This window comes from Agrobacterium sp. CFBP2214 (assembly GCF_030209895.1).
GTDB lineage: Bacteria > Pseudomonadota > Alphaproteobacteria > Rhizobiales > Rhizobiaceae > Agrobacterium > Agrobacterium radiobacter.
This window is the reverse complement of the sequence record NZ_JARVRC010000001.1, coordinates 688,418-713,619: the sequence shown is the minus strand read 5'-3', so window position 1 is coordinate 713,619 and position 25,202 is coordinate 688,418. Positions and strand designations below refer to the sequence as shown.

Annotated in this window: 25 protein-coding genes and 1 tRNA gene; 12 read left to right on the top strand and 14 right to left on the bottom strand. The window is 61.0% G+C overall.

Going from position 1 to position 25,202, the window contains the following annotated elements:
* Positions 1-4: 4 nt before the first annotated feature.
* Positions 5-79, bottom strand: a tRNA-Gln gene (locus tag QRN60_RS03475).
* 202 nt (positions 80-281) lie between these two features.
* Between QRN60_RS03475 and QRN60_RS03470 the strand changes: the two genes are divergently transcribed.
* A complete protein-coding gene (locus tag QRN60_RS03470; protein WP_111833658.1) occupies positions 282-1,190 on the top strand; it encodes an MBL fold metallo-hydrolase in 909 nt (302 codons plus the stop codon).
* Positions 1,191-1,282: 92 nt separating this feature from the next.
* On the opposite strand, the gene QRN60_RS03465 is transcribed toward QRN60_RS03470, so the two are convergent.
* Positions 1,283-2,203: a DUF1499 domain-containing protein gene (locus tag QRN60_RS03465; RefSeq protein ID WP_111833659.1), complete on the bottom strand. Its 921-nt coding sequence runs from the start codon at positions 2,201-2,203 to the stop codon at positions 1,283-1,285.
* Between the two features lie 357 nt (positions 2,204-2,560).
* Between QRN60_RS03465 and QRN60_RS03460 the strand changes: the two genes are divergently transcribed.
* The 3 genes from QRN60_RS03460 (at position 2,561) to QRN60_RS03450 (ending at position 4,932) form a co-directional block, all read left to right on the top strand.
* Positions 2,561-3,925: a dicarboxylate/amino acid:cation symporter gene (locus tag QRN60_RS03460; RefSeq protein ID WP_003509070.1), complete on the top strand. Its 1,365-nt coding sequence runs from the start codon at positions 2,561-2,563 to the stop codon at positions 3,923-3,925.
* A 151-nt stretch (positions 3,926-4,076) separates the two neighbouring features.
* The gene (locus QRN60_RS03455) at positions 4,077-4,475 is read left to right on the top strand and encodes a hypothetical protein (protein ID WP_020812863.1); all 399 of its coding nucleotides are present in this window, start codon (positions 4,077-4,079) and stop codon (positions 4,473-4,475) included.
* A 184-nt stretch (positions 4,476-4,659) separates the two neighbouring features.
* Positions 4,660-4,932: a hypothetical protein gene (locus QRN60_RS03450; RefSeq protein WP_003509074.1), complete on the top strand. Its 273-nt coding sequence runs from the start codon at positions 4,660-4,662 to the stop codon at positions 4,930-4,932.
* Here QRN60_RS03450 and ppdK read toward each other — a convergent pair.
* Entirely contained in the window at positions 4,910-7,636 is a 2,727-nt protein-coding gene (ppdK, locus tag QRN60_RS03445) for a pyruvate, phosphate dikinase (RefSeq protein ID WP_129564569.1), read from the bottom strand. The two genes, QRN60_RS03450 and ppdK, sit on opposite strands and share 23 nt — an antisense overlap.
* A gap of 228 nt (positions 7,637-7,864) precedes the next feature.
* Between ppdK and QRN60_RS03440 the strand changes: the two genes are divergently transcribed.
* On the top strand, positions 7,865-8,842 hold the full coding sequence (locus QRN60_RS03440) for a VOC family protein (protein ID WP_111833662.1): 978 nt from the start codon (positions 7,865-7,867) through the stop codon (positions 8,840-8,842).
* Positions 8,843-9,329: 487 nt separating this feature from the next.
* Here the strand turns inward: QRN60_RS03440 and QRN60_RS03435 are convergent, their stop codons facing one another.
* The 4 genes from QRN60_RS03435 to QRN60_RS03420 form a co-directional block, all read right to left on the bottom strand.
* Complete coding sequence (locus tag QRN60_RS03435; protein ID WP_111791265.1) at positions 9,330-12,797, bottom strand: chromosome segregation SMC family protein; 3,468 nt, start codon at positions 12,795-12,797, stop codon at positions 9,330-9,332.
* Between the two features lie 84 nt (positions 12,798-12,881).
* Positions 12,882-13,562 carry a DsbA family protein gene (locus QRN60_RS03430; protein WP_003509078.1) on the bottom strand — a complete coding sequence of 227 codons (681 nt, stop codon included), beginning with the start codon at positions 13,560-13,562 and terminating at the stop codon, positions 12,882-12,884.
* Positions 13,563-13,690: 128 nt separating this feature from the next.
* The gene (locus tag QRN60_RS03425; protein WP_003509079.1) at positions 13,691-14,212 is read right to left on the bottom strand and encodes a DUF721 domain-containing protein; all 522 of its coding nucleotides are present in this window, start codon (positions 14,210-14,212) and stop codon (positions 13,691-13,693) included.
* Positions 14,213-14,239: 27 nt separating this feature from the next.
* Complete coding sequence (locus QRN60_RS03420; RefSeq protein WP_284764922.1) at positions 14,240-14,704, bottom strand: hypothetical protein; 465 nt, start codon at positions 14,702-14,704, stop codon at positions 14,240-14,242.
* A gap of 127 nt (positions 14,705-14,831) precedes the next feature.
* Here QRN60_RS03420 and mutY point away from each other — a divergent pair, with 127 nt between their 5' ends.
* Both mutY and QRN60_RS03410 read left to right on the top strand, forming a co-directional pair.
* On the top strand, positions 14,832-15,944 hold the full coding sequence (mutY, locus tag QRN60_RS03415) for an A/G-specific adenine glycosylase (protein WP_099085591.1): 1,113 nt from the start codon (positions 14,832-14,834) through the stop codon (positions 15,942-15,944).
* On the top strand, positions 15,941-16,552 hold the full coding sequence (locus tag QRN60_RS03410; RefSeq protein ID WP_087743505.1) for an HAD family hydrolase: 612 nt from the start codon (positions 15,941-15,943) through the stop codon (positions 16,550-16,552). The genes mutY and QRN60_RS03410 overlap by 4 nt, the downstream gene beginning before the upstream one ends.
* A 41-nt stretch (positions 16,553-16,593) precedes the next feature.
* On the opposite strand, the gene QRN60_RS03405 is transcribed toward QRN60_RS03410, so the two are convergent.
* The 4 genes from QRN60_RS03405 to QRN60_RS03390 form a co-directional block, all read right to left on the bottom strand.
* Entirely contained in the window at positions 16,594-16,884 is a 291-nt protein-coding gene (locus tag QRN60_RS03405) for a type II toxin-antitoxin system RelE/ParE family toxin (RefSeq protein ID WP_173992172.1), read from the bottom strand.
* Positions 16,885-16,886: 2 nt separating this feature from the next.
* Positions 16,887-17,138, bottom strand: a complete 252-nt coding sequence (locus QRN60_RS03400) for a type II toxin-antitoxin system ParD family antitoxin (RefSeq protein WP_003509084.1) — start codon at positions 17,136-17,138, stop codon at positions 16,887-16,889.
* A 377-nt stretch (positions 17,139-17,515) separates the two neighbouring features.
* Positions 17,516-18,661, bottom strand: a complete 1,146-nt coding sequence (locus QRN60_RS03395; RefSeq protein ID WP_284764920.1) for a site-specific DNA-methyltransferase — start codon at positions 18,659-18,661, stop codon at positions 17,516-17,518.
* Between the two features lie 58 nt (positions 18,662-18,719).
* Positions 18,720-18,932, bottom strand: a complete 213-nt coding sequence (locus QRN60_RS03390; RefSeq protein WP_003509088.1) for a hypothetical protein — start codon at positions 18,930-18,932, stop codon at positions 18,720-18,722.
* On the opposite strand from QRN60_RS03390, the gene QRN60_RS03385 reads away from it, so the two are divergent.
* Positions 18,898-19,998: a hypothetical protein gene (locus QRN60_RS03385; RefSeq protein WP_087743497.1), complete on the top strand. Its 1,101-nt coding sequence runs from the start codon at positions 18,898-18,900 to the stop codon at positions 19,996-19,998. The genes QRN60_RS03390 and QRN60_RS03385 overlap by 35 nt on opposite strands.
* Before the next feature lie 174 nt (positions 19,999-20,172).
* On the opposite strand, the gene QRN60_RS03380 is transcribed toward QRN60_RS03385, so the two are convergent.
* Both QRN60_RS03380 and QRN60_RS03375 read right to left on the bottom strand, forming a co-directional pair.
* Entirely contained in the window at positions 20,173-20,649 is a 477-nt protein-coding gene (locus QRN60_RS03380; RefSeq protein ID WP_107675263.1) for a DUF1284 domain-containing protein, read from the bottom strand.
* Between the two features lie 45 nt (positions 20,650-20,694).
* Positions 20,695-21,375, bottom strand: a complete 681-nt coding sequence (locus QRN60_RS03375; protein WP_003509096.1) for a GntR family transcriptional regulator — start codon at positions 21,373-21,375, stop codon at positions 20,695-20,697.
* A 218-nt stretch (positions 21,376-21,593) separates the two neighbouring features.
* Between QRN60_RS03375 and QRN60_RS03370 the strand changes: the two genes are divergently transcribed.
* The 3 genes from QRN60_RS03370 to QRN60_RS03360 all read left to right on the top strand — a co-directional run bounded on the left by QRN60_RS03370 (position 21,594) and on the right by QRN60_RS03360 (position 22,926).
* Complete coding sequence (locus QRN60_RS03370; protein WP_003509098.1) at positions 21,594-22,283, top strand: HAD family hydrolase; 690 nt, start codon at positions 21,594-21,596, stop codon at positions 22,281-22,283.
* 71 nt (positions 22,284-22,354) lie between these two features.
* Positions 22,355-22,633 (top strand): BrnT family toxin, encoded by a 279-nt coding sequence (locus QRN60_RS03365; RefSeq protein ID WP_113076169.1) that lies wholly within the window; start codon positions 22,355-22,357, stop codon positions 22,631-22,633.
* A complete protein-coding gene (locus tag QRN60_RS03360; RefSeq protein WP_003509102.1) occupies positions 22,612-22,926 on the top strand; it encodes a BrnA antitoxin family protein in 315 nt (104 codons plus the stop codon). The genes QRN60_RS03365 and QRN60_RS03360 overlap by 22 nt, the downstream gene beginning before the upstream one ends.
* A gap of 70 nt (positions 22,927-22,996) precedes the next feature.
* Here QRN60_RS03360 and QRN60_RS03355 read toward each other — a convergent pair whose 3' ends face one another.
* Positions 22,997-23,536, bottom strand: coding sequence for a hypothetical protein (locus QRN60_RS03355; protein ID WP_003509103.1), 540 nt, complete (start codon positions 23,534-23,536; stop codon positions 22,997-22,999).
* Between the two features lie 263 nt (positions 23,537-23,799).
* Between QRN60_RS03355 and thrC the strand changes: the two genes are divergently transcribed.
* Complete coding sequence (gene thrC, locus QRN60_RS03350; protein ID WP_111784582.1) at positions 23,800-25,197, top strand: threonine synthase; 1,398 nt, start codon at positions 23,800-23,802, stop codon at positions 25,195-25,197.
* Positions 25,198-25,202: the final 5 nt, after the last annotated feature.

Below are 25,202 nucleotides of genomic sequence, written 5' to 3'. Positions count from 1 at the left end.
TAGATGGCTGGGGCGCCAGGATTCGAACCTGGGAATGCCGGTACCAAAAACCGGTGCCTTACCGCTTGGCGACGCCCCAACAGGGCAGTGAAGCGAAACGCCGCTGCCCGAACCGGGCCTGATTATCAAAGCCTGCCCGGCCCGGCAATGACCCGGCGACCAATTTTTTCACAAAACCCAAGCTTTTTGGGTGCCGTGGCGAAGTTCGCATGTTAGGGCTTGGGCAGCGGCGCGGTTGAGGCCGTGGCTCAAGCTGGCATGGCATTTTTCAGGAGGTCTCGATGGCGGACCCGGCATTCGATCTCGATTTCAGGCCGGCCTATGGCGAGGCGGTTCCTGTCGCCCCGCTCATCCAGCGCATCACCGTCAACAATCCTTCCGCCTTCACCTTTCACGGCACCAACAGCTACATCGTCGGCGACCGCTCCGTTGCCGTCATCGATCCCGGCCCGGAGGATGAGGCGCATTTTCAGGCGCTGATGGCGGCGCTTGATGGCCGCGAGGTCACCCATATCTTCGTCAGCCACACCCATCGTGATCACTCGCCGCTCGCCCGGCGACTGAAGGCGGCAACCGGCGCGCTGACGGTGGCGGAAGGTCCGCATCGCGCCGCCCGGCCGCTGCATGTGGGCGAGACCAATCCCTTTGCTGAAAGTTCCGATACGGCTTTTGTGCCCGATATCGCGCTTGGCGATGGGCAGAGCCTTTCCGGCGACGGCTGGACGCTGACCGCGCTGCATACACCGGGGCACACGGCCAACCACACCGCCTTCGCGCTTGAGGGCAGTGGCATCGTCTTTTCCGCCGATCATGTGATGGCTTGGGCTACCACCATCGTCGCACCTCCTGACGGGGCGATGAGCGATTACATGGCCTCGCTGGAGAGGCTGCTCACCCGCGACGACCGGCTGTTCCTGCCCGGCCACGGCGGCCCGGTCACCGATCCCTCGGCCTTCATGCGCGGGCTACGCGCTCATCGACGTATGCGGGAAAAGGCGGTTCTGAAGCGCATCCGCGAAGGCGACCGGCTGATCGCCGATATGGTGAAGGTGATCTATGCCAGCACCGACAAGCGCCTGCACGGCGCGGCCGCCCTTTCCGTACTGGCGCATATAGAGGACCTGATCGAAAAGGGCGAAGTGCGGACAGATGGTGCGCCTTCGCTGCTGGGCGAATATTTTCCGGCGTGATGAGGTTTTGACGCGCGAATTCTCACGATGCTTTCGTCGCTCGCCGCCCGTTCGACGGGGAACGAGCGGGTGCCACGACAAGACAAATAGCCTCAGTTGTCGTTCAGCCCCTGCATCTCCGCATCCAGCGCATCAAGATAGGCTTCCGCAATCGCCGCCCCCATGCCGAGATCGTGCGGGCCGTAGCGGGAAGCGACGCGGACATCGACGATGGTGGTTTCCGCCTCTTCTTTCAGGCGGATGAGGATATCGAAACGCAGGCCCCAGATGCGGGTGCGGGTTTCACCCTGCATCAGCACAACACCGCTGCCATTAAAGAAGGTGGGCTGCGGCGCGTCAGTCGGGCGGGCCATGGGCACCGGCACGATGGAGGGCAGGTCTTCCACTGGCCCCTCTTCCGCGGGCTGCGTCCTGTCCTGCTCGGGAATGCCGGCAGAGGGCGCATCTTCCGCCCCGATCACCCCCTTCGTGTGGGTGATGCGAATAGTCTGGGCGGCGGCCATTTTCTTGGCGGCGGCATAGATGCGGTCGATCGCGCCTTCATAACGGCGGCCGGCGAGGCTGGCATAGGCCTCCATCTGCGCATCGCGGTCGGCCTTGGTGATGACAGCGGGCCGCACCAGCCATTGCTGATTGGCCGTGGGCGTCACCAGCCATTCCGGCACATCGCTCAGGTCGGTGGAAATGTCGTAAATCTTCGGCTGCTGCCAATAAAGATAGGAGCCATAACCGACCACGCCGAGCGGCAGGGCAGAAAGAAGCAACGCCGCCAGCGCCGAAAGGCCGCCGCGCGCACCCTTGGTCCACAGCCGCTCTAGGCCGATCAGCGCCAGAAGTACGGCCGCAAGAGCGATGCCGGCGGCAATGACGAGCAGACCGGTGAGATCAGGCGTCGTCAGCGGCCCGAAACGATGGATGCCGGCGGCGATGAGAAACAGCACAAGCGCCGCAAGGCCCAGATACCGGGAAAGATAGGCTGCAACCGAAAAAGGCCGGACGAAACGCACAGTCATGAAAGCGGATATCCGTTAGATCGCATTGGCTAAAAAGCGTTGCACCCGAATTCTGGCAGGGAATCACCTGCATATGATGTCATAGACCGGATTTACGGCGAGGAAAACAAAGGACGGGTTTGATCCGCAAGCCAAAATGCGAAAACCTCACGTCAGGGGCCGGGAACGGAAGCGCGATGGGGCGAAACATTTTTCTGAGAATTCGCCATTTGCGAGAATAATTCCCCGACAACGCAACAAATACGCACGTTCATCCCTTAATTGCTGAGGAAATCGGCGTATCCTCGGCGATCTCCCTCGAGAATGCGTGTAAAAAGTGCAACATTCTCGTTTTCTTGCACAATAAAGAGACATGTCATGTCACAGGCAACGACGTCCGCCGGCCCCTCCGGGCCTAAACCCTTTTATCGCAATTTCGGCTTTCAGGTTCTGATCGCCATGGTCATCGGCCTGCTGCTCGGGCTCGTCGCGCGCAACATCGGTCCCGATGCCGCCGGCAGTCCGAACTGGCTTTCGGTGACGCTGCAGACCATCGGCAGCATTTTCGTACAGCTTTTGCGCGCTCTCGTTCCGCCGCTGATCTTCACGGCCATCGTCGCCTCCATCGCCAATCTCAAGAACCTCTCCAATGCGGCAAAGCTCGTCTGGCAGACGCTTTTGTGGTTTGCCATCACCGCGCTGATTGCCGTGGTCATCGGCATCGTGCTCGGCCTCGTCATCCAGCCGGGCGTCAATACGGCGATTGCCAATACGGCAGCGGCGGCACCCTCCTCAACCGGCTCCTGGCTCGACTTCCTGAAGGGCCTCGTCCCGGCCAACGTCTTCGGCCTCGAAGCCTCGACCAAAATCAACAACGGCGCCGGCAGCACCTCGCTGAACTTCAACGTGCTGCAGCTTCTCGTGGTGTCGATCGCCTTCGGCGTTGCCGCGCTGAAAGCGGGCAAGGCGGCGGAGCCGTTCCTCGCCTTCAACCAGTCGCTGCTTGCCATCGTGCGCAAAATCCTGTGGTGGGTCATCCGCCTCACCCCCATCGGAACCATCGGCCTGCTTGGCCGTGCGGTTGACCAATATGGCTGGACGACGCTTTCGCAGCTCGGCTGGTATGCGGCCGCCGTCTATATCGGTCTGGCGCTGGTGCTGTTCGTGGTCTATCCGGCCCTGCTGATCGCCCATGGCCTGAAGCCGTCTCGCTTCTTTGCTGGCGCATGGCCGGCCATCCAGCTCGCCTTCGTTTCGCGCTCCTCCATCGGCACGCTTCCCGTCACCGAAACCGTGACGGAAAAGAGCCTCGGCGTGCCGCGCGAATATGCCGCCTTCTCCGTGCCGCTCGGCGCCACCACCAAGATGGACGGCTGCGCTGCGATCTATCCGGCGATTTCGGCGATCTTCATTGCGCAGTTCTTCCAGGTGCCGCTCGGCATTCAGGAATATGTGCTGATCGTCTTCGTCTCGGTGCTCGGCTCTGCCGCAACGGCGGGTCTGACAGGTGCTGTGGTGATGCTGACGCTGACACTCTCCACCCTCGGCCTGCCGCTGGAAGGTGTGGGGCTGCTGCTCGCCATCGACCCTATCCTCGACATGGGCCGCACGGCGGTCAACGTCGCCGGTCAGGCGCTGGTGCCCACCATCGTCGCCAAGCGCGAGGGCATCCTCAACGAGGCCGTCTATAACAACGCCAAGGACATCGATGCACTCGATGACCGGGAAGTCGTGGCGGCCTGACTGCGATCATCATGGGGCGTTTCCGGTAAAACGGAGACGCCCCAACGAGGGCCATGTCCGTTGCTCCATGAGAGTTTGGGGTTGACGGAGATGGTTCGATCGATAGCGATAACGGCACAGACAACAACGCATCTTTCGGCGGAACCTGTGCATGGTGAAACGTAACTGGATCTATGTCGGCCTGCTCGCCTTCATATCCCTCGGGCTTCTCATCGACGCGGCCGTCTGGCCTGCCGGACCTCCAAGTTCCTTTACCGCAAATGATCTGGTGCAGATGGTCGGCATCATCACGCTGTTTGCCTGGTGGCAGATAGAGGATGCCGAAAAGCGGGACCTTCGGCGCAGTTCTGCCGCCAAACTCGCGACCATTCTGCTCGCACCCATCGGGCTTGCGATCTATCTCTATCAAACCCGCCGGTGGACGCACGCCACGCTCGGCCTCTTCGCATTTATCGGTGGTATTGTCCTCATCGCCATCCTCACGGTTCTGGTCGGTGACTGGCTTATTCAACAGGGTTTGTTCCCGCCGTCTTTCTTGCGCGTTTCCTGAACAGGTTTTGCAACGTCGCGCTGCCCTGTCTGAGCCGATCCGGCTATCGCCGCTTGCGGGGCCTTTCCCCATGGCGGATTGATGCAACTTTCCACCCCAACGCGGCTTTTCCCCATATCAAAACAGGCGTATCAATCGCGGCAATAAAAGTGCCGTACGGCTGTCATGTTAAGGGAGAAACAAAATGCGCGTTTCCATCGTCTTCGGTGCGCTTGCCACTATGCTGGTGCTCACCGCTTGCCAGACGCTGACGCCGGAAGAGCGCCGGGCGCGGGATGAGGCGACATGCCGGGGGTATGGGTTCCGCCCCGGCACGGACCCGATGGCAGGCTGCCTTCTCGATCTGGAAATGGACCGCCGCGCCGACAACCGCGCCTGGCAGGCGCAGATGAACCGCGACATGTTCTACCGGCCGGTGGTGGTGGAGCGGCGCATCATCGTCCAACAGAACCCCTGACGGGAATGAAGGCGACATTGCTTGGGGTTTCCCCCTGCTTCGACCTTGCGGCCAGCGTCGCCTGCGCCGCCGCAAGGCGCGCGATGGGTACGCGGAAAGGCGAGCAGGAGACGTAGTCAAGATCCGCATCCTCGCAGAAATGGATCGAGGCCGGGTCGCCGCCATGTTCACCGCAAATGCCTAGCTTCAGCTCCGGCCGCGTCTGGCGGCCGCGTTCGGCGGCAATGCGGATCAGTTCGCCCACACCGTCGAAATCGAGCGAGATGAACGGGTCTCGTTCGATGATGCCTTTGCGCTGATAGGTATTGATGAAGCGCGCCGCGTCATCGCGGGAAATGCCGAAGGTGGTCTGCGTCAGGTCGTTGGTGCCGAAAGAGAAGAACTCCGCGGCTTCCGCAATGACATGGGCGCGCAGGGCCGCACGCGGCAGCTCGATCATCGTGCCGGTCAGATATTCCAGCGTCATGCCGGTCTCTTCCGCCACCTCGGCCGCCACCGTGTCGATGACGGCCTTGACGTAATCCAGTTCCGAGCGAAGACCGACCAGCGGCACCATGATCTCTGGCACAACAGGAGCCCCGGTGATGCGCGCCGCCGCAACGGCCGCTTCGAAAATCGCACGCGCCTGCATTTCCGCAATTTCGGGATAAGAAATCGCCAGACGGCAACCGCGATGGCCGAGCATGGGGTTGAATTCGTGCAGCGCATCCAGCCGCTGGCGGAACACCGTCTGCGGCATGCCCATGGCGGCGGCCACCTCGACGATCTCGCCATCGGTTTTCGGCAGGAATTCGTGCAGCGGCGGATCGAGCAGGCGGATCGTCACCGGCAAGCCGTGCATGATCTGGAACAGTTCGGTGAAATCCGAACGCTGCATCGGCAAAAGCTGGTCGAGCGCTGCCCGCCTGCCCTTTTCACTTTCCGCAAGGATCATCTCACGCATCACATGGATGCGGTCGCCCTCGAAGAACATATGTTCGGTGCGGCACAGCCCAATACCCTCAGCGCCAAAGGCGCGGGCGGCGCGGGCGTCAGCCGGCGTATCGGCATTGGTGCGCACCGTCATGCGGCGCAGGCCATCGGCCCATTGCATCAGCTTGCCGAAATCACCTGAGAGTTCCGGCTGCGTCATCGGCACCTCGCCCTTCAGCACCCGGCCTGACGAACCGTCGATGGTGATGACATCGCCGCGTTTCAGCATGCAGCCGACGCCGATCAGCACCTTGTTGCGCATGTCGACGCGCATGGAGCCGGCGCCGGTGACGCAGGGAATGCCCATGCCGCGCGCCACCACGGCGGCGTGGCTGGTCATGCCGCCGCGCGTCGTCAGAATGCCTTCGGCGGCGTGCATGCCGTGAATATCTTCCGGGCTGGTTTCGATGCGCACCAGAATGACGCGGCGACCTTCCGCCTCCGCTGCAACCGCCTCTTCCGCGGTGAAGACGATCTCACCCGTCGCCGCCCCCGGCGAGGCCGGCAGGCCGGAGCCAATGATGGGGCGGGACGTGCCGGGATCGATGGTGGGGTGAAGCAGCTGGTCGAGCGATGAGGGCTCGATGCGGCAGACGGCTTCCTCCTGCGAGATCGACCCTTCTTCGACCATATCGACGGCGATCTTCATGGCGGCACGGGTGGTACGCTTGCCGGAACGGGTCTGCAGCATCCAGAGCTTGCCGCGCTCGATGGTGAATTCCAGATCCTGCATGTCGCGATAGTGGTTTTCCAGCCGCTTGCAGATCGCCAGGAATTCGCCGAAAGCCTCCGGCATCAGCTTTTCCATCGAAGGCTTGTCGGAGCCGGAGGCAAGACGTGCGGCTTCGGTGATGGATTGCGGCGTGCGGATGCCCGCCACCACGTCCTCCCCTTGAGCATTGACGAGGAATTCGCCGTAAAGCTCCGCCTCGCCCGTCGAAGGGTTGCGGGTGAAGGCAACGCCCGTTGCCGAGGACGAGCCGAGATTGCCGAAGACCATGGCCTGAACGTTGACGGCCGTGCCCCAGTCGCCCGGAATATTGTGCAGGTGCCGGTAGGTCACGGCGCGGTGGTTGGTCCAGCTGGCGAAAACCGCGCCGATCGCGCCCCATAGCTGGACGTGACAGTCCTGCGGGAAGGCTTCGCCCAGCTCATCCTCGATCAGCTTTTTGTAGAGCGAAACGACGTGCTGCCATTCGACCGCCGACATGTCCGTATCATATTCATGGCCGAGGCGGCCTTTTTCGTCTTCGAGAATTTCCTCGAACAGCTCATGGTCGAGGCCCATGACGACATCGCCATACATCTGGATGAAGCGGCGGTAGCTGTCCCAGGCAAAACGGGCGTCGCCCGCATCATGGCCCAGCGCCTCGACGGTGCGGTCGTTGAGACCGAGATTGAGAACCGTATCCATCATGCCGGGCATGGAAGCGCGCGCGCCGGAACGGACGGAGATGAGCAGCGGCGACTGGCTGCCGCCGAAGGTCTTGCCGGTCACGGTTTCCATGCCGTGCAGGCCGACCATGACCTGCAGCTTCAGGTCCTCGGGAAGATCGTGGCCATTCTTGTGATAAAGGGCGCAGGCATCGGTTATGATGGTGAGGCCGGGGGGGACGGGAAGGCCGAGACTTGCCATTTCGGCAAGGTTCGCGCCCTTGCCGCCCAATATCGCAACGTCACCTGCCCTGCCTTCGGCAGCACCGTTGCCGAAGGTATAAACCCATTTTTTCATTCCACGCTCTCCACCCAGAAGCGTTGTCATTTTTCTATCATCTACAGCATTGCCGGCATGTTGGGAACGCCGCAACGTGCAGTTTACATCGCAGTGCAGCATAATTGCGGCAAATTGCGCGCCAGAATTGCCGCAAAGGCCGAATAACGCCATGATTGACGCATTCGTGTAGTGCGCTGAAACGGAGTGTTGCCTAAGCCATTCAAATCGCCGACAAAGAGATTATTCATGCAATTTACCCGCCGCCATACGCTTAAATTTGCCGGAATTTCCTGCGCCGCCAGCGCGCTTGCCGGGGCGCTCAGAGCCGAAGGCGCAGTACCCGTCACAGGGGCCGCCTCTGCCCTTCCCTTTGCGCTGACGACGCCGATGCATATCGGCCAGGCCGCAATTCGGGTGCGCGAACTCGATCCAATGATCGATTATTACCGTTCGGTTCTCGGCATGAACGAGGTGGAACGCACGGCCAGAGGCGTGACGCTCGGCGTTGGCACTGTTCCGCTGCTCGATCTCGTCCACAAGCCGGCCGCGGATTTCGAAAGCCCCACCTCCGCCGGCCTGTTCCACATCGCCTATCTGATGCCCTCCCGCAAGGATCTGGCGCGCTGGCTGGTGCATGCGGCGCTGAAGCAGGTGCCGCTGTCAGGTTTTGCCGATCACAATGTCAGTGAGGCGATCTATCTCAACGATCCCGAAGGCAACGGCATCGAGGTTTATAGCGACCGGCCGAAGGACACCTGGGTCTGGAGCGGCAGCGTGGTGAAAATGGGCACTGAACAGCTCGATATTGATGACCTCGTGAAGCTGACCGACACCAAAAGAAGCGATTATGAGACAGCCCCAGCGGGGATGCGCATCGGACACGTTCACCTGCGGGTCGGCGAAATCGCCACCGCCCGCGCCTTCTACGAAGAGGCCATCGGCCTGCGACCGACGCAGGATGCGCGCTCGGACGCGTCTTTCCTCTCTTCCGGCGGCTATCACCATCATCTGGCGGTGAATACATGGAACAGCCGCGGCGCGAAGGAACGCAACGCCATGGAAACCGGCCTCGACTGGTTTTCTCTCACCATTCGCAATCCCGCCGATCTCGAGGCGCAAAAAACGCGGCTGCGGGCCGCCGGTTACGTGCTGGTGGAGATGGAGAACAATGTCGTGGAAGCGATCGACCCCTGGGGCACGCGGCTGCGGCTGGTGCCGGGGTGAGTGATGGTAGGCCTCCATGCATCATGCGTGGAGAAATTCGCAAACTGCGCCATTGGCAGTTGCAGCAGGCCAAGTGTTTACAGGGATTCGCTGCGTCTCCTCCTTCCGTCATTCCGGCCCTGAGCCGGAATCCAGCCGACGCGCGTCTGCGCGACGGGAGGAGTCTTTTCAGCCCAAGGACTTGGGCTGACTGGATACCGGCTCAAGGCCGGTATGACGGAGGAGGTTTGCATCCGGAAACGATTACCAGCCATACAGCCATCTCACTCTATGAACCCGGAAAAGAAAGCCTTGCGAGGCCACGGCAGCGGCCTCGCAAGGCATTCCATCCGGTACAGGAAACCGGATGGTGGGGTCTGGAGAGAACCCTTTGGCTCTTGGGGAAAACATATCAAAATGCCGCGTGATGTCGCTCACCCGAATGGGTGATACGGCAAGATAAATTCACATTGAGCAAAAGTCGGGACTGGCTCCCGGAAAAGCCGCCTCAGACGGCTTCGCGCAGCTGTTCGGCGGTCTGCAAATCAACAGACACCAGTTGGGACACGCCCTGTTCGGCCATGGTGACGCCGAACAGGCGGTTCATGCGCGCCATGGTGATGGGATTGTGGGTGATGATGACGAAGCGGGTTTCCGTGGAAGCCACCATCTCGTCCATCAGGTTGCAGTAACGCTCGACATTGTGGTCGTCGAGCGGCGCATCCACTTCGTCCAGCACGCAGATGGGCGCGGGATTGGTGAGGAAGACCGCGAAGATCAGCGCCATCGCCGTCAGCGCCTGTTCGCCGCCTGACAGTAGCGTCATGGTCTGCGGTTTCTTGCCGGGCGGACGGGCGAGGATTTCCAGCCCCGCTTCCAGCGGATCATCGGATTCGATCAGCTGCAATTCCGCCGTGCCGCCGCCGAAAAGATGGGTGAACAGCCGCTGGAACTGCGAATTGACCACATCGAAGGCGGCGATCAGCCGTTCGCGGCCTTCTCGGTTGAGGTTCTGGATGCCGGCGCGCAGCTTGCGAACGGCATCGATGATGTCGTCCCGTTCCTTGATCAGCGCCGCAAGCTTGGCCGAGAGCTCGGCCTGCTCTTCCTCGGCGCGCAGGTTGACGGCGCCCAGCCGCTCGCGTTCGATCTTTAGCCGGTCGAGATCGCGTTCGACATCACGAATGTCAGGCTTCGGCTGGTCAGGACCAAGGCCCGTCAGGCGAAACGCCATATGCGGCTCGGTATTCAGCGTTTCACGGATGCGGTGTTCGGTTTCCTGCCGCTTCTCGCGGGCGGAGACCAGCCGCTCCTCGGCACGGCCACGCTTTTCGCGGGCTTCGGCCAGTTCCGAAAGCGCCGTTGCAGCCACCCGGTCGGCGGCGCGCTGCAGGTTTTCCGCCTCGGCGAGCCGATCGGCAGCCTCGCGGCGGGCGTCTTCCGTCTTCTGCAATTCGTTGAGGAGGTTGCGGCGTTTCTCGTCGAATTCCTCGGGCGCTATGTCCAGCTCGGCGATTTCCTCGCGCGCCTCTTCCTCGCGCTCGCGCAGCGTGGCGATATGGTCGGCGGCGCTTGCCGCACGCGACTGCCAGGTGGAACGCTCCTGCCCTATCGCCTGAATTCTGCGCTGACGGCTTTCCGCCTCGCGGCTCACGCCTTCGTGGCGGGCACGGGCTTCCGCCAGAAGGCCGCGGTCGGTCGCGACTTCCAGCTGGCTTTCGCGCAGGCGGAGATCGAGCACGGAAAGATCAGGCGCGTCCTCCATTTCGATGCGGGCGTTTTCTTCCTGAACGGCGATCTCGTCGATCTGCGCGCCGATCTGGTTCAGCGCTTCCGAGACGATATCCCGGCGGCGCAGAAGATCGCCGGAAGCCCTTTCGGCTGATGTCAGCGCCTCGCGCGCCTCGGCAAGCTGGCGGGTCGCAAGCCGGCTTCCGTCACGCACTTCCGAAAGCCGCAACTCGCTGCTTCTTATGTCCTCGGTTCTGGCGGCAAGCTGGTCTTCGGCCTCTTCCAGAATGGAGCGGGCCTCATCCAGTTCGGCTTCGATTTCCGCGAGACGGTTCTTCTGCGACAGGCGAAGTGCTGCAGCACCCGGCGCATCGGCGCTGGCGATATGGCCGTCCCAGCGGAACAGCGCGCCTTCGCGCGTCACCAGCCGCTGGCCGACCTTGAGTGATGGCAGTAGTCTCTGGGCTTCCGCCGTGCCGGAGACGACGCCGATCTGTGCAAGCGCGCGCCGGAGAGCCGCTGGCGCCTGGGCGTAGTCGAGCAGCGGCGTCACGCCCTGCGGCAAGGCGGGATCACCCGCCCCGTCGCCATTGCCGGCCCAATAGGCGGGGGCGGCGGCATCAAGCGGGCTTTCGAGATCGTCGCCGAGGGCGGCACCCAACGCCGCTTCAAAGCCACGCTCCACCGTCATTTCTTCCGCCACCGGCGTGAAGCTGCCATTGGCGGCGGCGCTGGAGGCAAGGATTTTGGTGATGGTGCGTGCTTCCGTATCGAGCGCGTTCAGCCGGTTTTTCGCCGTTTCCAGAGGCCCGCGCGCCAGCGCTTCGGCGGAACGCGCCTCGGCGACAGCGGCCTCGGCTTCGTCAGCGACGATCAGGGCATCCTCGACCGCAATCTCTGCCGCCTCGACAGCTTCCCGCCGTTCCGAAGGATCGGGAAGGCCGGAGAGTTTTTCATCGATGGCCTCGATCTCGGCGGAGGCCTCCTGCGACTGCCGTTCCAGCCTCAGCTTACGATCGGAAAGATCGCGGATCGTCCGCTCCAATTGCTGACGGGCGGCGGACGCTTCGGCCCGCTCGGCGGTGATTGCGGTAAAGACGGCTTCGCTTTCCGCCAGTTTGATAGCGGCGGTTTCGAAAGCTTCGCGCATCTCCTCGGCATGGCGGCCGGAATCGGAGAGGATTTCGAGGAGTTCGGCCTCTTCCTCATCGAGCCGTGCAAGGATTTGCGCATTGTCCGAAACAAGACGTTCCTCGCGGACGATATCCTCGCCAAGCTGCGAGAGACGGCGCGCCAGCTCGTCGCGGCGGCGCAGCAGGCGGTTCGCCTCGTCATCCAGCTGGGTGCGGGCAATCTGCAGGCGTTGCAGGGCGGCGGCCACCCGCGCTTCATCTTCGCGCAGTTCCGGCAGCTTCAGGCTGGCGATGCCTTGCTGCTTGGCCGCTTCCATCTGGCCTTGAGCCTTTTCGGCGACGATGTTGGTCGCCTGATTAAGCGCGCTTTCCGCCTCGCCCTCGGCTTCCTTCGCCTCTACCCAGCGAATATGCAACAGGGTCGCTTCGCGGGCGCGGATATCCGCTGACAGCATCTTGAAGCGGTTGGCCTGCCGCGCCTGCCGTTTCAGGCTTTCGATCTGGCTTTCCAGCTGGGCGGTAACATCCTCCAGCCGCTCCAGATTGGTCTCGGCGGCGCGCAGGCGAAGCTCGGCCTCGTGGCGGCGCGAATGCAGGCCGGAGATGCCGGCCGCCTCTTCCAGAAGCTGGCGGCGGGCCTGTGGTTTGGCGTTGATGAGTTCGCCGATACGCCCCTGCCCCACCATGGAGGGCGAGCGCGCGCCGGTGGAGGCATCAGCAAACAAAAGCTGCACGTCCTTGGCGCGCGCCTCCTTGCCATTGATGCGGTAGACCGAGCCGTTTTCGCGCTCGATGCGGCGCGTCACCTGAATTTCATCGGCATCGTTGAAGGCGGCAGGCGCGGTACGGTCGGAATTGTCGAGATAGAGGCCGACTTCGGCGGTGTTGCGGGCCGGGCGGTTGCCGGAACCGGAGAAAATGACATCATCCATGCCGGATGCGCGCATGTTTTTGTAGGAGTTTTCGCCCATCACCCAACGAAGCGCCTCCACCAGATTGGACTTGCCGCAGCCGTTGGGACCGACAACGCCGGTCAGGCCCGGCTCGATGATGAATTCGGAGGGTTCGACGAAGGACTTGAAACCGACGACGCGGAGCTTGTTAAACTTCATGCCGCCATGCTCCAGACAGAAAAACGGCAATAAAAAACGGGCGAACGGAAATATCCGCCGCCCGTTCCTTTAAGGCTTCGGCGATCAGAGCAGCTTGTCGATGACAGCCGACATGGATTCAACCGACATGTCTCCTGCGTATTTCTTGCCGTTGATGATGAAAGTCGGCGTGGAGTTGACGCCGAATTCCGTCGCACCGCGTTGCATCGTTGCGTTCACATCATCCAGAAGTTTCTGGTTCGTCAAGCAGGCCTCGAAAGACTCCTGTGAGAAACCGGCCATTTTCGACATTTGCAGCAGGGCGGCGCGTGCATCCTGCGCGACAGCCCAGCTCTGCTGCTGCTTGAACAGCATGGAAACGAAGGGGAAATACTGTCCTTCCGGTGCGCAGCGCGCCAGCATGAAGGCGGCAGCGGCGCGCGGATCGAACGGGAATTCGCGCAGCACGAAATAGACCTTGCCGGTATCGATGTACTTCTTCTTGATCTCTTCGAAGGTCTTGTTGTGGAAGTTGGCGCAGTGCGGGCAGGTCATCGACATATATTCGACGATCTTGACGGGTGCGTTGGCATCGCCGAGTGCGGCTTCCGGCAGCGGGCCGGGCTTCATCACCGCAGCCATATCCACGTCACCGGTGGATTCAGGCAATTCCTGCGCCTCGGCGATACCGGGCATGAAGGCAAACGGCAGGGCCGTGGCAACGGCAGCAAGGGCAACGCCGCCGAGAAGGCTGCGACGGGAAATGGTCAGTTCGGGAAAATGCATGAAAGCACCTGTTGGTAATAGACTCTATTGTCCGTTGATTCCGATATAGCGACGGCCCGTTCACCACAAGCGGGGTTTTGGACTCTTCTTGTCAAAGAATTGTGACCAGTCAAGGACAACCGGACCGATCAAATCGCCCGGCCCCTCGGCTTCTTCTGCAAGACCGCCGTGCCGAGCCTCTCCACCGCCTTGCGCAGCGCCTCACTCTCGATACCCTCCATCATGTCGTCGAGACGTTTTGCCGCATCGCCGCGCAGGGGCTGCGGTTTGCCCCGACGGTGAATGGTTTGGGAGACCGGTTTCTGTACGATCCTGATCTGGCGCACCGCCGGAAAGCCGAAAAAGCCGTTGATGCGGGCAATAAGTTCGCCCTGCGCATGGGTGAGGAACAAAGCGCGCGCGCCTTCGCAGGCGATGGTGAGCACGCCCGGCTGATAACCGCCGCGATCCGGGCCCTCGTCGCGGCGCGGCCAGGTGATCTTTTCCGGCCGCGTGCAATCGGCAAAATCCTCACCGGCGATCTCGTCCCAGGAACCGAGCAGCGCGGTGTTGATACCCGCCCGTTTCGATAACACGGGGTCCATGATACCATTGGCGACTTCGGCGATCTGCACGACGCCTTTGCGGAATGAATCTGCGGGTTTCTTCATACTCTCCTCGACAGAGGCCAAGCGACCTCAAGCGGTCGCGCCATCGTCATCTTCTTCTCCGCGCAACAATGCGCGGAATCGTCGCCAGTCCCGGCAGGCGCCCAAGCGTATCACTCCCGCCACCAAACATCCAAAGAGGAAATAAGCCCCAGCCAAAAACTTCAGATGTGGTACTCCCGGCTTATCCGAGATAACGGCAATCACCAACATGCAGGTCAGGACGACGGAGAGGTATATCCACAGGCCATGGCAGAAAATTGCCCAGAAACCGGATTCGATAATTCGAAAGCGGCGCGAGGGCTTGCCTCTCATCTTCTCCAGTTCACGGACTTCGCCGATGAGGCGGGAAACCACAAACGCCACGCTGTTCTGCCGCCCGAAACACAGCCGGCCAATATGATTCAGCAGGCTTCCAATCAGGCACAGGGCCAACAGAACGCCGATAACATAAAGCAGCGGTTGGGGTACATTATCCAGCAGCGCATTCGGCATGGGGCTCTTCCTCCAAAATCGGATCATGGGTTTCGATGTCGGGCGTTCGTCACCGGACACGGTTTTCCACGTCACAGCAACGGGTCTCCTGTTGCAGATTGCCGTACCGTGTCTATGTTCAGTGGCGATGAACACACATACGCGGCAACAAATATCACGTCCGACAGCGGAACAACTTCTCGCATGGTATGACCGGCACCATCGCGAGCTCCCCTGGCGCACGTCTCCCGCCAAGGCGAGACAGGGAAACCGCGCCGATCCCTATCATGTCTGGCTGTCCGAGGTCATGCTGCAGCAGACGACGGTGCAGGCGGTAAAACCCTATTTCCTGAAATTCCTCGCCGCCTGGCCAAGCATCAGCGATCTGGCGGCGGCACCGGTCGAGGATGTCATGGCGGCCTGGGCCGGGCTCGGTTATTATGCCCGCGCCCGCAACCTTAAAAAATGCGCGGAAGCCGTGGCGAATGAACATGGCGGCGTCTTTCCGGATACGGAAGAAGGCCTGAAGAAGCTTCCCGGCATCGGCGATTATACCTCCGCGGCTGTCGCTGCCATCGCGTTTAACCGGCAGGCGGCTGTCATGGACGGCAATGTCGAGCGCGTCATCTCCCGCCTTTTCGCCATCGATGCTCCCCTGCCCGGCTCCAAACTGGCGATGAAAGCGAAGGTGGCTGAGCTTACGCCCCCTGATCGACCCGGCGATTTTGCCCAGGCGATGATGGACCTTGGCGCGACGATCTGCACGCCGAAACGGCCGGCCTGCGCGCTCTGTCCGTTCAACGGCCACTGTCTTGCGCTTGCCCATGACGAGCCGGAGCGGTTTCCGGTCAAGGCCGCAAAGAAGGCAAAGCCGGTGCGGCTCGGGGCCGCCTTCGTCGCGGTGAATGCGAGCGGCGAAATCCTGCTCCGGCGGCGCATCGAAAGCGGGCTTCTCGGCGGCATGACCGAGGTGCCGACAACGGCGTGGACCGCGCGCATGGATGGCGGCACGGAGGCGAGCCATGCGCCCTTTGCCGCCGGCTGGCAGGCGGCGGGCGTCATCGTGCATGTCTTCACCCATTTCGAACTGCGGCTCACCGTCTATCGCGCGCAGGCGCCGGACGGCCTTCAAACCCGCCCGGATGACGGATGGTGGGAGCCGGTTACAAATCTTGACGCGCAGGCGCTGCCAACGGTGATGAAAAAAGTCATCGCCCAAGCTATTCCATCCGCATTCGATGAACGCAGGAAATTTCGATGACCAAGATTGAGCATATCGTATTCGACATCGGCAAGGTGCTGATCCATTACGATCCGCATATTCCCTATAGCCGTCTCATTCCCGATGCCGACGAGCGCCAATGGTTCTTCGAGAATGTCTGCACCCATGACTGGAACCTCGAACAGGATCGCGGCCGCCGCTGGGAGGATGCCGAGGCGCTGCTGATGGAACGCTTCCCCGAGCGGGAAGAACACATTCGCGCCTTCCGCAAGTTCTGGCACGAAATGGTCTCGCATTCCTACGATGACAGCGTCGCGATCATGGTTGCCCTGATCGACGGCGGCCACGACGTGACGATGCTGACCAACTTCGCCTCCGACACCTTCCGCGAGGCGCAGAAAATGTTCCCCTTCCTCACTTTGCCGCGCGGCGTCACCGTTTCCGGTGATGTGAAGCTGTTGAAGCCTGATGTGGCAATCTACGATCTGCACGCCAAAGAATTCGGCCTCAACCCCGCCGCAAGCATCTTCATCGACGATACACTCGCCAATGTCGAAGGCGCGAAAGCAGCCGGCTGGCAGGCCGTGCACTTCACCGGCGCGGAAAAGCTGAGGCAGGATTTGCGGGCCTATGGGGTGGAAGCGTAAGCGAGCTGCCGTGCAAAATGGTGACGTGCGTGCCCCGCCTGCTACGACTCGTTGACCCAGTCCTCATGTGCGTGACGGACGCGGACGATCAAGACATCATCGTCCGCTCCCACGCCATAAACAACCAGGTGTGTCCTGAACCGATGGATACGCAGCGGCGGTAACAACTCGTGCCGCTCGCGTGCCATGCGTGGGTTGAGAGATATCAGCTCAAATATCTCATAGAGTTCCCGGTGATATTTTTGCGCCTGCGCCAGCCCGAATATCGCGATGCCTTCTTCGGCTATTCGAATGACGTCTTCTTCCGCGAGCAGAGACAGGCGAAAGCCCACGATCAACCGATCTTGCGTTTCATGGAACGAGCTTCAGCCTCGGCGAACAAGGCCTGTTGCGAGCGATGCCCGGCACCGCTCTGCAATCCCTCATCCACAAAATGCTGCATCGCCGCGATTTTTTCGCCTCGCTCCTGATCCTTGCGGATCAGGTCTCGCACGTAGTCGCTCGCATTCGAATAACGGCCTGTCCTGGATTGGGCCTCAACCCATTCTTTCATGGGTGCAGGCAGCGATATGTTCATGGTCGCCATATTCATCTCCCTTTGATGGGAGAGTGAAGAATTTGGCAAAGTTTGTCAAAACATATCGGGAAAAGAAATTGGCGCAGGCGGAAATGGCGGTCTCCGGCCTGCGCCAGTCCTGCCGCAAGCGGCATCGGACGCAATGTTTTTTGTGATTTGTCCTGACTGGATTTTCACAACCACTGCTCTGATTTGAGACAGTATTGCTCGTCTCTTGCGCGAAACTTGTCTAGCTAAAATAAGATACTCGAAAATACCAACGCCCGGCACCGAAGTGCCGGGCGTTGGTCGTTCTCCATCCGGGACTGAAGGTACTAAACCGGACGGAGACATATGCTGACAAGGTCGGGCGGTGGATCGTTGCCTTCGGTCTTTGGGACCTTTGACTATTCAGCCTTTGCCAGTTCACTGCGGATGATTGTCCGGAGATCGTCGATCGGCTTCAGCGCGTCGCCGTCCTCGAAGTGCCAGAACGTCCATCCGTTGCATGCGTCGAGACCCTGCACCTTCGCGCCGAGGCGGTGAATGGAGCCGGCGGTCCCGCCGGATGCAATCGTACCATCCGCACGAATAATGGCGCTATAACGGCGCTTGGCATCGGTCAGCACCTGGCCGGGACGGACGAGACCGCTTTCCACCAGCGTGTTGAAGGCAACGCGCGGCTCGGCCTTCTTGCCGGTCATGACAGTCAGTTCCGCCTTGCCGAGCGGCTCGACGGCGGCGATGCGGGCCGATGCCGCGTCGATGTAATCCTGTTCGCGCTCAATGCCGACGAAGTGACGGCCGAGGCGTTTTGCAACGGCACCCGTGGTGCCGGAACCGAAGAACGGGTCGAGCACGATATCACCCGGCTTGGTGGAGGCCACGATGATGCGCGCCAGCAGGGCTTCCGGCTTCTGGGTCGGATGCACCTTCTTGCCGTCGTCACCCTTCAGGCGCTCATGGCCGCTGCAGATCGGGAACAGCCAGTCGGAGCGCATCTGCACGTCGTCATTGGAGGCCTTCAGCGCATCGTAGTTGAAGGTGTAGTTCTTGGCTTTCGGATCGCGGCTGGCCCAGATCATGGTCTCATGGGCGTTCTGGAACCGGCGGCCCTTGAAATTGGGCATGGGGTTGGTCTTGCGCCAGACGATATCGTTGAGGATCCAGAAATCGAGGTTCTGGAGCATCGAGCCGACGCGGAAGATGTTGTGGTAGGAGCCGATGACCCAGATGGTGCCGTTCGGTTTCAGCACGCGACGGCAGGCGAGCAGCCAGGCGCGGGTGAAGGCGTCATAGGCCTCGAAGGAGGCGAACTGATCCCACTCGTCATCGACGGCATCGACCAGCGACTGATCGGGACGATGCAGCGTGCCGCCAAGCTGGAGGTTATAGGGCGGGTCGGCGAAAATCGCATCCACCGACTGGCTCGGGAGGGCATCCAAGGCAGCGACACAATCACCTTTGATGATGCTGTCTTTCCAGGCGTCACTCTCGCCCGCACGATCAAAACCGGCACGCCGAAAATCGGCCAGCGGAAAAACTGCTGCCATTGGTACTCGCTCCATACGCTTACTCTCTACTGATGCTTATGGTTACCGAAGATGGTTATCAAAGCCTGAACAAGTCACGGAAAATGCGAAATAAATGGCTGTTGCGGCGCGCAGGCGCGATTTGCGGCGGACGGCGGGGAACCCGAAGTCCGGCAAAAACGTTGTGCACAACGGGTTCTCCTGTCGCCGCATATGGGCGCGGCAGGAAGAGCCATTCTGGCAGGGGGTAATCCGCAATGGGGTCCGTGATGAAAATGGCTTCTTTTTCCATGAATGTCGTTTGCGCCGCGCTTTTCGCAACGGCGCTGCCGGCGCCGTCGCAGGCGCAGCAGCCGGCCCCGCAATATAACGTCATCACCGACGCGGTTTTGTTCGATGGCGGCCCCTCGCTCGGCAACAGCGACCGGGTGCGGTGGGATTTCTACAAGGCCGACCGCGCCGGCGGGCGCACCGACGACAATGCCGGCGGCTCCTATGACGCCACCTTCGAGGCGAAGCTGCCGGCGGGCAAATATGTCGGCGTGGCGGCGCTGGGCAATGTGACCCGCGAAGTGCCCTTCGAGGTAAAGGATGGAAACGTTGCGAGGCCGAAGGTGAATTTCGATGCGGCGGAATTGACGGTCGTGCCGAAACGCAGCCCCGGCGGCGATGTGGAAACACAGGCGAAAACCGAAATCACCAGGGATGATTTCAAGGATAGCGTCTACGGCCAGAACACTGTCTTCGTGCCCGCGGGCGAAGTCCTCCTCACCGGCCGCATCGGCCCGGCGCGGGCTGAGGAGAAACTGGCCATCAAGGCAGGCGAGAAGATCAGCCACGAGCTGGTCATTCCGAGCGGCGTGGTGATCGCCAAGGCCGTTTATGCGGAAGGCGGCAGGGCGGTGGAAACGGATGATATCCGTTTCGAAGCCATGTCAGCCAAGGAAACGCTGGATGGCACGCGTGAGACGATCAACGGCATTTACGGCACCGGCAAGATGATGGAAATGCCCGCCGGTGATTTCGTCATGCGTGCCCGTCTCGGCAAGGTGACGGTGGAACAGCCATTCACCGTGACGGCCGGAAAACGAACCGAAATTACAATCGATCTCGATGCGGGTGTTCTCGCAATCAAGGCCCCCGGTGCCGAACGGATCGATATCGTCGAAACGACCAGGGATATTCAGGGCACGCAGAAGGAAATTTCCGGCCGTTACGGCACGCAGCATCAGGAAACCCTGCATCCCGGCGAATATTCGGTGAAGGTGAGCTACGACAAGAAATCCGGCCGCGAGCCAAAGGAGATCAAGGCGACGGTCAAGGCCGCCGAGAGAACCGAGACGAGTGTGCCAGAGTAATCGGCACGGCGCGGCCCCTCTCCTCATTCCGCCTGCCTCCCTCCCTCATCCCTGTGCTTGTCACAGGGATTCAGCCGACGCGCGTCTGCGCGACGGAAGAGTTCTTTCAGCCCAAAGACTTGGGCTGGCTGGATTCCTGTGACAAGCACAGGAATGAGGATGCAGAAAACGTCATCAGTGTTTCCGGCCAGACGACCCATATTTGGGCCTGAGCATCGGATGCTTGGAAAAACGCGCCGCATCCTTCGCCACGGTTGGTAACGGTTCGCCGATTTTCACACCCGCAAAGCCTGACGCCGCGATACGGTCGCACAGCCTTATCCACTGGCAGCCGCGACAGGCCTGCCTGATCTCGCCGGCGGCAAAAGCCAGACGCATCTTTACGAGAAAGTCCGGTGTCGCCTGCAGCCGCTTGCCGGCGGTCAGCGTCTCGCCCAAAAGCGCCGAGACCGAAAGGCGGGCCATCTCATCCCGCTGCACCACGCCTTCGTTGAAACAGTGGGCATGGCTTTCACAGAGCAGGCCCTCGCAAATATCGTCCGGGCCATCCACCAGCTCGATATCTTCCTCGCCGGCATTCAGCCGGGTGGCGACGCGGTCGTAATTTTCAACGAAGCCTGATGTATAACCCTTGCCCACATAGGTGAGCATGCAGAGAAGGTGGTGGGGCCGGAGACGGACGGTCAAGGGCCCACCCTATCCGACGATGGCGAAGGCGTCGCGCACCGAGCCGGACGAGGTGCGGATCGCCTTGCGGCCGATCCATTGCACATGTCCGTCCAGAATACGCACCGCCTCCTCGGCGCGGCCGCCGCGCAGCGCATCGATGATCGCCCGGTGGTCGGTATCGGTGCGGCGCTCCCAGCCGGCCCGCCAGGCGGAAAACAGGAAGCGGGCGCTCGCCGCATGCAGGCCGTCGATCGCCTCCATCAGGCGCGGCATGTTGCAAGGCGCGGTGATGAGGCGATGGAAGCGGCGATTGGCCTCCTCCCAATGCTGCACATCGACGGCGCTATCGCCTTCGAGCGTTGCGGCCTCCGCCTGATCGAGAATGGCAGGCGTCATGTTTGGAATGGCGTGGCGCAGCGCCAGAACTTCAAGGGCGGCGCGCATTTCCGCCACTTCGCGCACATCGTCAAGGCCGAAATCCGCCACCCGGACACCCCGGCGCGGGATGCTGGCCGCCAGCCCCTGCGCCTCCAGCCGGCGGAACGCCTCGCGCACCGGCACATGCGACGCACCGAATTCGGCTGCGATGTGATCCTGCCTCAGGCGTTCGCCCGGCGACAGCTCCCCGCGAACGATGCGGTCGGCAAGCGTGCGGCTGATGCGTGCTGCAATGGTGTCTTCGGGCGCGTTTTTCACTGTCTTGGGCATAACATCCCATAACGCATATGGCGCGGCCGTGTGTAGCGGTTTTTGCGCCATCACATGGCGCAACGCCGAATATTCGAAACCCGCTCACTTGCCGCATCCCTGCCAGCCATGAGCCTGATGGGACCGACCCTTGCGGGTGAACCGGTTGAGCTTGGCGCAGACATGGTCTAAAAGCCCGGCATCATTTTCTTCCAGCAAATCCGATACAGGGAGCGCCCATGAGCGGCTTCGACCTCATTATTTTCGACTGCGACGGCGTTCTGGTCGATTCCGAAATCATCGCGGCGCAGGTGGAATCCCGCCTTTTGACCGAGGCCGGTTATCCGATCTCCGTCGAGGAAATGGGCGAGCGTTTCGCCGGCATGACCTGGAAGAACATTCTTCTACAGGTGGAAAGCGAAGCCAGCATTCCGCTCTCCGCCTCGCTGCTCGACAAGTCCGAAAAGCTGCTCGACATGCGTCTGGAACGCGACGTGAAGATCATCGAGGGCGTGAAATTCGCACTGTCCCGCCTGACCACGCCCCGCTGCATCTGCTCGAACTCCTCCAGCCACCGCCTCGACATGATGCTGACGAAGGTGGGCCTCAAGCCCTATTTCGCGCCGCATATCTATTCCGCCAAGGACCTCGGGGCCGACCGCGTGAAGCCGAAACCGGATATCTTCCTGCATGGCGCGGCCCAGTTCGGCGTTTCCCCTGACCGCGTGGTCGTGGTCGAGGATTCCGTGCACGGCATCCATGGCGCAAGAGCGGCCGGCATGCGGGTCGTGGGCTTCACTGGCGCATCCCACACCTATCCGAGCCACGCCGACCGGCTGACGGATGCGGGTGCCGAAACGGTGATTTCGCGCATGCAGGACCTGCCGGCCGTGATTGCGGCAATGGCGGAGTGGGAAGGCGCTTTTTAAGTTGTGATGGGACTTCTTTCGTGATCTGAGTGGCAGCATTGATATTTTAATAAATGTAGCTACATTAATTCATGAAAATCATATGGGACGAGTCCAAGCGGCTCGCCAATATCGAGAAGCACGGCTTCGACTTCGCGGATATTGATGGCTTCGACTGGGAGAACGCCATCATCGAGAAAAGCCTGACCGGACCGGGAAATTCGCGCTTCAAAGCGATCGGATATTTTCGGGACGGAACGATGGCTATCGTTTTTGCGACTGTCGGAACAGAAGCGATATCCATTATCAGTTTCCGAAGGGCGAGTTCCAAGGAAAGAAGGAGGTTGCCATGGCCAAAGCTGCAAAACTAAAAAAATTCAAACCCGGACGCGGCTACACCGAAGCGGACTGGAACGCCGTTGATTTCCCGGAAATGACGGATCAAGAACTCGAAAATGCGCGCCCCGCCCGAGACGTTTTGCCACCTGCTTTTTTCGAAGCAATTGATGAATACAGAAAGACGCGTGGCCGCCCACCGGTAGATAAGCCTAAGAAACAGGTAACGTTGCGCCTTGATGAGGATGTCGTGGAACGTTTCCGCGAGGGTGGCAAAGGGTGGCAGAGCCGCATCAATGATGCTTTGCGGAAGGCCGCAGGCATTTGAACTCGTTGCCATGCAACAAGAAACCGGAGACGGCAGAGCAGCCTCCGGTTTTTACATTTCGCCCGTCAGATCACCGGCGCTTGGTCTTGGCCTTCGCGCCCTGCTCGGCAAAGCCGATATAAACACTGACAGACCGCGGCGCGCCGCCCGGTCCGTTGGGGATGGCGACATGGTCGTTGTTGAAGATGAACTGGGTGCCGGCCCCGCCTGCGGGCAGATCGATGGCGAAGTTGGTCGTTTCGCCGAAAATCTCGCCGTCGCCGTCCTTCACCGTCACGCGGATCGGCACGGTGACGCGACCGGGCTTGGCCATCGGGCCGGGAACCAGGCGGCCCTGGGCCAGCACGTTCACCGTCAGCGTCGACTCATTGGCGGTGCAGGAGCGCGTCGTGTCTGACAGCGAGACCTGATAGGCGAGTTTCTGCGGGTCATCCTTGGCGCCGCCGGCATAGACGCGGTGCACGGCGTTGGCGTCTAGAACCGTGACCGTCGGGCAGTTGGCCTGCACCACCGGGGTGACCGCATTGGCCTGCGCGGCCGGCGGGTTGACGGCAAGCGAGTCCGACGGGTTGGAGGAATTGCATCCTGCAACAACGGCGAGAAGCGACATCGCGGCGGACAAACGCAAGAAATTCCCTGACACTCTTCTAATTCCCTCTCCATTGTCCCGGAACAGAACCGGAGACGCTGTTTATTGACCTTTCACGCAGGTTGGCGATGGTCTATAGCAGCGACGCCGGAAAAAATCGATTGGCATGTTCGGTTTTGCTTGAATTTTCAAAAAAGCCCTTCATTAGCTGCCCAACCGCCTCATTCCGGTAAGACGCTGCGGAAAAGATGCCGATCAATCGGTAACGGATAAGGGACTATCTCGTGGAATATGTATCGACCAGGGGTGCGGCCCCTTCGCTTGGTTTTTGCGACGCGCTTCTGGCGGGCCTTGGCCGTGACGGCGGGCTTTATGTTCCGCGCAAATGGCCTTCCATGTCGAAGAAGGAAATCCGCAACCTGCGCGGCAAGTCCTATCAGGATGTCGCCTTCGAGGTTCTCTATCGTTTCACCGGCGGTGAAATTCCGGCCGACAAGTTCAGGGCGATGATCGACGACGCCTATGCGACCTTCCGCCATCCGGCCGTCGTGCCGCTGACGCAGACCGGCCCGAACACCTTCGTGCTGGAGCTTTTCCACGGCACCACGCTCGCCTTCAAGGATGTGGCGATGCAGCTTCTCGCCCGCCTGATGGATTATACGCTTTCCGAACGCGGCGAGCGCGCGACCATTGTCGGCGCCACATCAGGCGACACGGGCGGTGCGGCAATCGACGCCTTTGCCGGGCGTGAGCGCACCGACATTTTCATCCTTTTCCCGAACGGCAAGGTCTCCCCGGTGCAGCAGCGCCAGATGACGACCTCCACCGCCTCCAACGTGCATGCGCTGGCGATCAATGGCAATTTCGACGATTGCCAGACGCTGGTCAAAGAAATGTTCAACGACGTGAAGTTCCGTGACGGCGTGAAGCTTTCCGGCGTCAATTCCATCAACTGGGCGCGCATCATGGCGCAGGTGGTTTATTACTTCACCGCATCGCTTTCGCTCGGCGGTCCCGACAGGAAGGTTTCCTTCACCGTCCCAACAGGCAATTTCGGTGATATTTTCGCGGGTTACGTCGCCAAGAAGATGGGTCTGCCGATCGACAAGCTTGTCATCGCCACCAATGACAACGACATTCTGGCGCGCACGCTGAAGACCGGCCGTTACGAGATGCGCGGCGTCAAGCCCACCACCTCGCCTTCGATGGACATCCAGATTTCCTCGAATTTCGAGCGGCTGCTGTTTGAAGCCTATGGCCGTGATTCCGCCGCAGTGAAGGCATCGATGGACGGGCTGAAGCAGTCCGGCGCATTTGAAATTCCGCCCCATGCCCTGAAATTCATCAAGAAGGATTTCCGCGCCGGCCGCGCCACCGAAAAGCAGGTGGCGGCGACGATCCGCGACACGCTTGAGAAAACCGGCTACCTCATCGATCCGCATACGGCGACCGGTGTTTTCGTGGCGGAAAAGCACGAAAAAGCGGGAAGCCCGATGGTTGTCCTGTCGACCGCTCACCCGGCTAAATTCCCGGCCGCTGTAAAATCCGCTTGCGCAATCGAGCCTGCGCTTCCAGTATGGTTAGCTGACATTATGAACCGGGAGGAGCGTTTCGACATTCTGGATGCAGAGCTGAAAGCCGTGGAAACCTTCATCGGCAGCCATGCACGCGCCGGCAAATAGAGACG